Annotated in this window: 4 protein-coding genes; all 4 read left to right on the top strand. The window is 71.4% G+C overall.

The features are described from left to right. On the top strand, nucleotides 1–1,046 hold a 1,046-nt coding region (locus C1J00_RS31055), incomplete at its 5' end, for a S1 family peptidase (protein ID WP_245936577.1). Between the two features lie 4 nt (nucleotides 1,047–1,050). Next, nucleotides 1,051–2,145: an effector-associated domain EAD1-containing protein gene (locus C1J00_RS31050; RefSeq protein ID WP_102912311.1), complete on the top strand. Its 1,095-nt coding sequence runs from the start codon at nucleotides 1,051–1,053 to the stop codon at nucleotides 2,143–2,145. Beyond that, nucleotides 2,138–6,541, top strand: coding sequence for an AAA family ATPase (locus C1J00_RS31045; RefSeq protein ID WP_102912310.1), 4,404 nt, complete (start codon nucleotides 2,138–2,140; stop codon nucleotides 6,539–6,541). Before C1J00_RS31050 ends, C1J00_RS31045 begins: the two co-directional genes overlap by 8 nt. 2,305 nt (nucleotides 6,542–8,846) lie before the next feature. After that, a partial coding sequence (locus C1J00_RS31040) for a winged helix DNA-binding domain-containing protein (RefSeq protein WP_102912313.1) occupies nucleotides 8,847–9,621 on the top strand: 775 nt, incomplete at its 3' end.

Here is a 9,621-nt window from a genome sequence, read left to right as displayed (position 1 = left end):
GCAAGGTGACAGCGATGACGCATTTCCTCGACCGCCTTCCCTTCGAATGGAGCGCCCCGGGAGCCCAGGAACTCCAGGAACTGCTCGTCTCCGTCTACGACGAGCCGATGGCCGTGAAGGCCATGGCGAAGAAGGCGGGCGTCGTGACCTGGGACGTGGACTGGCGGCAGCCGGTGTACGGCGTCTGGTTCGACCTCATCCCCGCCGCCCGCAACCAGGGCAAACTGAGGACACTGCTCTCAGCGATCGAGAGCGGGCCGGATCTCGCGGTGGCGGAGCGTCTGAAGGAACTGATCGGCGACAGGCCGGTTCTCGAGGCACCCGCGCCGGATCCCCCGCCGGGCACCTGGAAGGACTTCTCCGACCCGGACCCCCTGGAACGGCGGATCTTCAGCACCAACACCTTCCAGGACGTGGCGTTCCTGCGCCGGGGAACCGAGCAGGCAACGGCGGTGTGCCGACTGCTGGTCACCGACGACCGCGGCCGCCGCTACCACGGCACGGCGTTCCGGGTGAGCCCGGATCTGCTGTTGACCAACCATCACGTCCTGTTCGGCGGCGGCGTCCGCCCGGAACGGGTGGAGGCGTGGTTCGGCTACGAACAGGACCTCGACGGCCGCGACCTGGAGCACGTGAGCGTCGCCTGCGATCCCGGTTCCGTGGTCGGTGACGAGACGGACGACTGGGCCGTCATCAAGGCGGTCGGGCCGCTGCCCGACGAGGCGGTCGTGATCGAGTTGCCCGAGCGGGTCACCCTGGAGGTGGGCGACCGCGTCTACATCGTCCAGCACCCGAACGGCGGAGTGAAGAAACTCGCCGCGCGGCACAACGTCGTTCGCCACGTGGACGACGAGATGGTGCAGTACTGGACCGACACGGACCGGGGATCGTCGGGCTCGCCCGTCTTCGACGAGCGGTGGCGGCTCGTCGCCCTGCACCGCCGCTGGGCCCGGATCGGCCCGCTCAGCGCACAGGCGGAGTACCGCAATGAGGGCGTCAGGATCGAGCGGGTCGCAGCGGGCATGGCGAACGCGGGGCTGAGGTGACGCAGTGGCGCTCCTGCTCGACCAGACCGTCTTCGCGTTCGACGACGCGCAAGCCCGCGAACTCCTGGACGTGCTGCTGAAGGTCCACGACAGAGAGACTTCCGTCCGGCAGTTCGTCGCGGCCGTCGGTCTTCTCCCCGCAGCCGTCGAATGGCGAGGACCCCTGACCGACATCTGGCCGCGCGTGCTGGAACACGCGGCCTCCGCACGCAAGTTGCGGGCACTGATCCGAGTCGTCGCGCAGCATCCCAGCAGTGCCGAGTACGACATCTTCAAGGTGCTCCTGTCCCAGGAACCGCCCGCGGGGGAGGCCGACCCCTGCGCGGCGCTGCTGGTGGGCGGCGGACGGACGAGGGCGTTCATCAACCGGAGCGAACTGCGTGCGACGCTGCGCGAGATGCTCGACGCCCCCGGCGGCCGGGTACTGATCGTCGACGGTGACCGCAGGTGTGGCAAGACCTGGACCTGGTTCCTGCTCTGCCACGTCCTCGGCAATCGCAAAATCACCCCGTACAAGATCGATCTGTCCGCGTACGTGCCGCCCGTCGAGGTGAGTGACATCGCCGCCGCGCTCACCGACCAGCTCGGCTGGGACCTGGGCCACGGTGACCCCTTCGCATCCGAAGCCACCCACGTCAGACGGCTGGTGAACGTGGCGAAGCGGCACATGCGCGCCCTGAACGAGGACCACTGGCTCGTCTTCGACGGCATGATCGGGACGGCGCTGACCCCAGCGGCCCTGCGGATGGTGGAGGGCCTCGCGGAAGCGGTGGTCGAGGGGGAGACCGGCGACCGTCTGAACATGGTCCTCATCGCCTACGACGGACGGCTCCAGCCGTCCGCAGATCCGTATGTGTGGCGCGCGCACCTGGGCCCGATCGGTGTGGAACACCTCCATGAGTTCTTCTGCTCGATCGCGGCGAGCGCCGGAGCGCGGATCGACCCGACCGTCGCCGATCTCCTCGTGAAGGAGGTGCTGCGCGAGGCCACCGGCGGCGATCACGACCCCGGCCTGCCCCTGCCTCTCGAACGGATCTCCCATGTGGCCGCGCTCCGCGGCCGGCAGCTCTACCAGATGTACGGAGGAACAGGTGGCTGAGTCCTCACCCTGGAAGCAGGTCACCGAGGCCGACGTCCTGAACCTGCTGCGCTCGGCCCCCTCCACCGGTGCCCTGTCCGGCGCCGATGACGTGGAACCGCAGCGGTGGGCGCTGCGGGAGAAGACGGCGCTGGTGAGCGCCTTCGACGCGGCCGAGCTGGAGGAAGACGAGCCTGACGACACCGCGGCGGGAACGACCGTGCGGGAGTTCCTCTCGCACGACTGTGAGCGGGTAGGCACCCGTCAGGGCCGACGCTGGCGACTGCTTCCGGCCGTGCGCACAGCTGCGTTGGAGCGACTGGGCACCCCTGACCGCCTGCTGGCGGCTCTGCGCTCCGGGGCCGGGGCTGGGCAGGACACCGCGCGGGACTGCGCGGAACGGCTCCTGACGGGCATCGCGCGGCCGCTCGACGAGCTGCGTCTGGAAGAGCTCCACGCCGCCCTCACCGTCGTCGGCTGGCTCGACGACGCGCCGCGCGCCCGCGCCGCTCTGGCCGAACGATCCCTCACCCTGCCCGGCACACAGGACATCAGCCGGCACATCGAACTGGCGAGACTTTTCCAGCCGTTGGACGCATTGGCCGATGCCACCTTCTGCGGGCGCGAGCATGAACTCGAGGAACTGGCCCGGCATGTCCGCACCGGCGCGGCCGGCCCACCGGGACGGCCCCCCTGGCTGCTGATCCACGGCCCCGGCGGCGTGGGCAAGTCCACCCTCGTCGCCCGTTTCGTGCTGGACAGCGTCACGCGGGCCCGGCCGTCGCACGGGCGGCTCTACGCGTATCTCGCACTCGATCGCACCGATCTGGTGCCGGAGCAGCCGCTCACGGTGCTGGGCGAGATGCTGCGGCAGCTGCGGATACTGGCACCCGCACTCGACGGGCCCGCGGTGCCCGAGCTTCAGAGAGCCGTGCGCACCACCCTGCAGGCGGACAGCAGGGCGGAGAGCGAGCTGCGGGGGACCAAGGGCCCGAGAACGGGACGCCGGAGCGACGAGACGGCCCTCGTCGCCCGGTTCGCCAAGCTGGTGGCAGGGGCTCTGCAACCCGGAAACCAGCCGGTCCTGCTGGTTCTGGACACCTTCGAACAGGCCCAGCGGAAGGGGGCGTTCGCCCTGGCCCGGCTGTTGGACTTCCTCGACGTCCTGCAGGACGCGTGTCCGTGGTTGCGGATCATCGCCGCGGGCCGTGCACCGGTCGATGACGGACGGTTCGCGCACGTGCCGCTGGAGGGCTTCGATCCCGCCACCGCGGAGAGCTACGTGCGCCGGCTGCTGCCCGGCGGTGGCCGGGAGTACGAGGCCGCTCTGCGGACCGTCATCCGGACGGTCGGATCCGACCCGCTCAGTCTGAAACTGGCCGCCGACCTCTTCCGCAGGGAGGGGCCACAAGCTCTGCGTGACGCGTCGCTGCGCCGCCAAGTGCAGCTGCGACTCCAGCCGGAGGAGCGCCAGGGCGTCCTCTACCGGCGCATCCTCGACCACCTGGAGGATCCGGGGTTGCGACGCATCGCCAGCCCCGGGCTCACCGTCCGCCGTGTCACCCCGGACGTCATCCGCTACGTGCTGGCCGGACCGTGCGGTCTGGGGGAGGTCGACGAGCGACGCGCCCGAACCCTGTTCTGGCGGCTCCGGGACGAGGCGGCTCTGGTCGAGGAGGCACCGGGGCGGGAGGCCGTCGTCCACCGCGCCGATGTGCGCCGCGTGATGCTGCCGATGCTGAGAGGCGAGGGGCACGCCCTCGTCCGACGCATTCACCGCAAGGCGGTCGCCTACTACGCGGACCTGGCCGAGCAAGACCCCGTCAACGCCGTCGAGCACCGGGCGGAGGAGCTCTACCACCGGCTGTGCCTGGGGCATTCGGCCAAGACACTGGATCGCCGGTGGCTGAGCGAAGCCGGCCCGCTGCTCGACTCCGCCCTCGAAGAACTGCCCGTGCGCGGCCGGATCTACGTCTCCGAGCGGCTCGGCATCACCGTCGCCCCCGGCCTGCTGCGCCAGGCGGACGACGAGACCTGGGCACGGCAGGCGCTACGCGCCGGCACCGCATGTCTGGCCGACGGCAGGGCCGAGGAGACCCTGCTCCTGTTGGACGAACGTCCGGACCACGTGGTTCAGGACGTCGAGCTGGCCGCGCTGCGCATCCGTGCGCTGGCCGCGCTGGGCCGGATGGTGGAGGCGCGCGAGCTGGTCGAGCCGGTGCTCGAACTGGCCTCCCGTCTCTCCGACGCCCGGAGCTTCGTGGAGATCGCCGTGAGTGGCGCCCGTATCGACGAGGACCTCGGACACTTCGAGGCCGCGCGGGCTCTGTTGCGCCAGGCACGCCGGGCGGCCGAGCCCCTCGGGCTCGGGGAGGAGCTCCCACTGAGCGTCGCGGTGGCCGAACTGCGCCTGTACCGCCGGGGGGACCGCGCGGACACCGTGGAAGCGCGGCGGCTGCGCGAAGAGGTGGTGGAGCGCGTCTCCCGACTCGGCCCACGTGAGCGGGCCCGGCACCCAGCGCTCGTCCGTGAACTCGCCGCGGAGGTGGGCGACCATGTGCCGGAGCTGGTGTCACAGGCCGCCCGTCTGCTCGGAGTCGATGTCCAGGGCGTTGCCGGACAGATCCTGCGGACGTCGCTCAGCGACGACGACGTACGAGACCTCGCCGAGGCGACACGGGCGGCGAAGCGGAAACCGGCTGCCCGGGGGGAGGACGACGCCGAGGCGGAAACCCGGCAGGAGGAGAACCCCTCGACCTGGCTGGCCGTCCACAACAGCACCGTCCGTGGTGAGGTCGTCGGCGACTACATCGACAGCCGCGCCGAGCGGCAACCGTCCTGGATCCACTCCCTCGTCAACACCTATCAGTACGAGGTCGACCAGACTTCGTACACCAGGAGCAGCACCGGCAGCCGACCCGGCTCGGCGATCCCGGTGCCCGCGGCCGGCTTGGACGCGGTGGTCGTGGTTCCCGGATTCATGGGCAGCGTTCTGGAGGACACCGAGACCGGCAGGCGTCTGTGGGGACACGAGTCCCGGACGGGCCTGATCGAAGCATGGTGGCGGAACGGAGTCCAGGCCCTTGAGTTCACGGCGGACGAACGCGCAGGCGACCTCCGGCGGGTCCGTCCCGTCGGTCTCCTGCGTACGCCCGCCTGGGCGCCCCTGCTCGGCGGCCTGGAGCCCTACGTCCGCCTGCTGCGGACCGTCAGGAACTCCGTCGCCCACCCCGATGCCGTACTGGAGTTTCCCTACGACTGGCGCCTGTCCGCCGCACACAACGCGGCCCTCCTGACGCGGGCGGCCACCCGCCACCTGGAGCGCTGGCGAGCCCATCCGGAGGTCGCCCGGACCGGCGGCAGAGCAGGGCACGGGCCACAGGAACCCCGGCTGGTGTTCGTCGCCCACTCCACGGGTGGACTCGTCGTCCGCGCGGCGATGGCCCGTGGCCTCGCCGAGGTCACTCGGCAGCTCCTGTGCCTGGGGACGCCCTTCCACGGTGTCCCCAAAGCCCTGGAGGCGCTGGGTCCCTACCAAAACTCCGGCCCGGGGGCGGTGCCTTCGCTGCGGATGGGGCAGGTCATGCGGACCCTCCCCGGCTTCTACGACCTGCTGCCCGACCAGCGTTGCGTCGAGCACCGGGACGGGGAGGTGCGGCGCCTTGAGCTCGACGACATCGCATGGCTGGGCGGTGACACAGCCCTTGCCGGGGATGCGATGCGCACCCGCCACGACTCGGACGCGGCTTCTCCGGCCTCACCTGTCCGGGCCGTGGTGGGCAGCGGTCAGCCCACGGTGCAGGGCGTCCACCTCAGGGCCGACGGTGCGGTCCACCCACTGCTGAGCTCGGTGCGGATGCACAACGACGGGGAGCCCCTACGAGATCGGCACGGCAACCTCAGCCGGTGGGACTTCGGCGGTGACGGTGTGGTGCCCTGCCTGTCCGCGAGCTCGCCGACGCGAGCGGACGTCTTCGTCCCTGTCCAGTACGGCGCGTTGACGACGCACCGCACTGTTCTGGACTGGGTGAGGGCCATGTTGCTGCAAGAGCACGTGACCGAGGCCGACCCCGGCCCGTCCGGACGCGGCTTTACGCGAGCCCTGCCGGACGACGGGGGCATCGGGCTGCCCTCGTCCGACCGGTACGAGCTTTCCCTGTTTCTGCCCGACGTCGTGGAGGCGGGGCGTCGCTGCAGCGTCCAGGTGCGCGGTGCCAGGTCCCAGGCTCGTGTCCGGTGCAGCCCGGTCGACGGCTCCCTTCAGTCGGTCGCCGTCGTGGCACGGCAGTACGACGACGGGGATGTCGTCGCCGAGGTGATCTTTCCGGCGCCGGGGCTGTACCGGGTCGAGGTGGAGGAGGGCACCCGGTCCGCAAGCCGGGTCGTCCTCGCCGTGGACTCGCAGGACAGCGACTGACCGCAATTCCCTTTCGGTGTAGGTGATGCGGCGGGAGGAACCGAGTCGGTACCCTCGTCCCTCTCGCCACTCGACCGACCCCGGACAGCAGGAGCGCGTCCTGGACGATCGTGCGCCGTCGGCCGCCGCCCAGGCCGTCCATGCGCTGCTCACCGAGACGTTCGACGGCCCCCTTCCGTTCCTCGCCGCCGTCGAGCGACGGCCGGAGCTCCTGACCGAGGAGGCCGAGGCGGTGCTCGACCGGCTCGTCGCGGGCGCGGTGGCACGGGAGCGGAGCGATCCGGAGCACGGCCGTGTGCGGCTGGAGCTCGAACGCGTACGCAGAACTCTGCGGGACTGCCGTGCCCACGGCGTCGCCGAGGTGCGCGCTCAGGTGGCCGGGCTGGACCCGGCGAGCCAGGATATGCGGACCGTGCTGGAGCGGGCGGGGCTGCGGGATCCGGCGGAGCTAAGGACCGACCCGGCCATGATCGCCTGGCGGGAGGCGGCCGTCCTGCAGGCGCTGGGACGCACCGAGGAGGCGGTCGCTCATCTTCAGCGCGCGGCCCGGGCGCTGCGTGAGCGACATGCGTACGGGATGGAGGGCGAGGTCGAACTCGAGTTGTGGGAGCTGGTGCGGGGCGACCGTGCCACCGGTGACCTCGGCGCGGCCCTGCGCCACGCGGAGTTGGCGGAGGCCGCGTTCCGGAAGGCGGGCTCCGCAGACGGATTGTGCCGGGCACTCGCCGTCCTGGCCCTCGACGCGGACTTGCCGGTCGCCCGGGTCGAGGGGAGGTCCGAGTTCTATCTGGACCGGCTGGCCGAGGTGGACGCCGACTACGGAGCCTGGTTCCGTTCCTATGTCCGCGGCGCCAGGCTCCTGTGGTCCGCCTCCGCAGAGGCGGCCGAGGCACTGCGCTGGTGCATGGATTCCGTGCACCTGCTCGGTGACGATGCCGGGACACAGGCGCACTGGCGCAGCGAGTGTGCCCGGAAGCTGGCTGCCGTCGACCCGAGCGCACCGGTCGCCGACGCGTCGCCCACGAGCGCCAACGACCAGTTCCTCGCCGCACTGCGCGAGCTCGACGCGCAAGCCGGTGACGATGTCGTGGCCGCCCGACTGCACCGGGCCGTCCGCGTCGCCGAGGAGGACCGGCGCCACATCCGCTCGGCCGCGACGCAACGCAGCCGGTCCTCGACACTGGGCGCGATCTATCTCGCGGCCGCGGAGAGCGCCCAACGTGCCGGACGCCCGGTCGAGGCCCTCGACACCCTGGAGCGCAACACCAGCCGCAGCTTGCTCGGGCTGCTGACGCTGAACAGGCTCTGGGCCGACGCCGAGACGCCGCCCACATCGATGTCGACACCGTGCAAACAGCAGGCGGTCCGCTATCTCACCCGATCCGCTGCCGACGCGGGGACGGGCGGGTCGCAACGGCAGCTGGAGACAGCGCTGCTTCGGCTGCGCAGGGCGCTGTCGGACGACGACGAGTACGTCCTCACGACGGCTCTGCCGCCCTACCCCCGATTCGGAACGGCCTCGGTGGCCGCGCTGGCCGAGCGCCTCCTACCGGACGACATCGTCCTCGTGTACGCGCCGATCGGCCAGATCTACGGCATCACTCGCGACGGGGCCGGCAACGTCGCGGCCTACGACGTCCGGGCCACGGCGCGCCTCTGCACCGACTACCACCGGCTCGTGACGTCCCCGGACGAACTGCCGGCACCGGTCGACTTCGCGGTGTCCGCCGAGTCGGGCAGTGTCACGGACGGCGCGGTGCTGCACCTGACCGACCGGTTGTGGGTGAGCGTCGCGCATGCCGGTACCGGCGGGGCGACCGTCTATGCCAACGTCCTCGATGTGGGAGTCGCGGGCCGCATCACCGTCCTGAACCAGGCGGAGCCTGCCGGGATCACGCTCGACCCGGCAGAACGGCGCGCTCTGGGCGAGGAGCCCGGGGGCCACGGTCCGGGTATGCCCTTCCTGTGGCCGGCGGGTGTGCCCGTCGAATCCGCGCGCTACGAGACCCTGATCGCGGTCTTCTCCGACTCCCCGCAGGACCTGCGGGGGCTCACCCGCGCAGGAGTCGGTGCCCGCGGCGGTTCACCGGTGTCCGAGGCACTCGCCCGCCTTGTCAGGACCGGAACCCGCGAGATCGGCGGACGGCTCGGATCCGTCCGGTACGCGATCCGGCGGGTCACCTTTCTTCTGTGCCCGTGCGGCCCGGCCTGTTCCCGTACAGCGGAGCACCAGCGGGCTTCTTCGGTCGATGCCGCCCGTGGTCGCGGCCAGAACCTGTCCGCAAGCCCCGCTACCGTGCCTCACATGACGAACACCAAGCGGAGCGTCACCGGCACGGCACCCCTGCTCGGCACGCGTGCCCTGAACCGCGCGACCCTCGACCGCCAGCTGCTCCTGCGCCCCGCCCGGCTGTCCGTCGCGGCGGCCGTCGAGCATCTGCTCGGGCTCCAGGCGCAGAACGTCAAGCCGACGTACTACGCGCTCGCCGCGCGTCTCGACGGGTTCACCCCCGAGGCGCTGTCCCGGCTGATGGCGGACCGCGAGGCCGTCCGGATCGTCACGATGCGCTCCACCATCCACACCCACACCGCGGACGACTGCCTCACCCTGCGGCCGCTGGTGCAGCCCGCCCGGGACCGGGAGCTCGTCACCTTCCGCAAGGGACTCGCCGGAGTCGACCTGGACCGGCTCACCGGGCTGGCCCGTGACCTCGTGGAGGCCGAGCCCCGCACCATGGGGCAGCTGCGCGAGGCACTGCTCCGGGAATGGCCCGACGCCGATCCGCAGGCCCTGGCCGTCGCGGCCCGCTGCCGCCTCCCGCTCGTGCAGGTGACGCCGCGCGGACTGTGGGGGCAGAGCGGGCAGGTCAGGCTCACGACCGCCGAGCACTGGCTCGGCCGGCCCACGCGACCGGCCGCCACGCCCGACGCGACCGTCCTGCGCTACCTCGCCGCCTTCGGCCCGGCCTCCGTGCGGGACATGCAGGCCTGGGCCGGAATGACCCGGCTGCGCGACGCCTTCGAACGCCTCCGCCCACAGCTCGTGACCTTCCGGGACGAGCTGTCTCTTATACCCATCT

Origin of the sequence: Streptomyces cahuitamycinicus (assembly GCF_002891435.1) — a bacterium.
GTDB classification, from domain to species: Bacteria; Actinomycetota; Actinomycetes; order Streptomycetales; family Streptomycetaceae; genus Streptomyces; species Streptomyces cahuitamycinicus.
The sequence above is the reverse complement of the archived record's forward strand: the minus strand, read 5'-3'. Positions and strand labels throughout refer to the sequence as shown.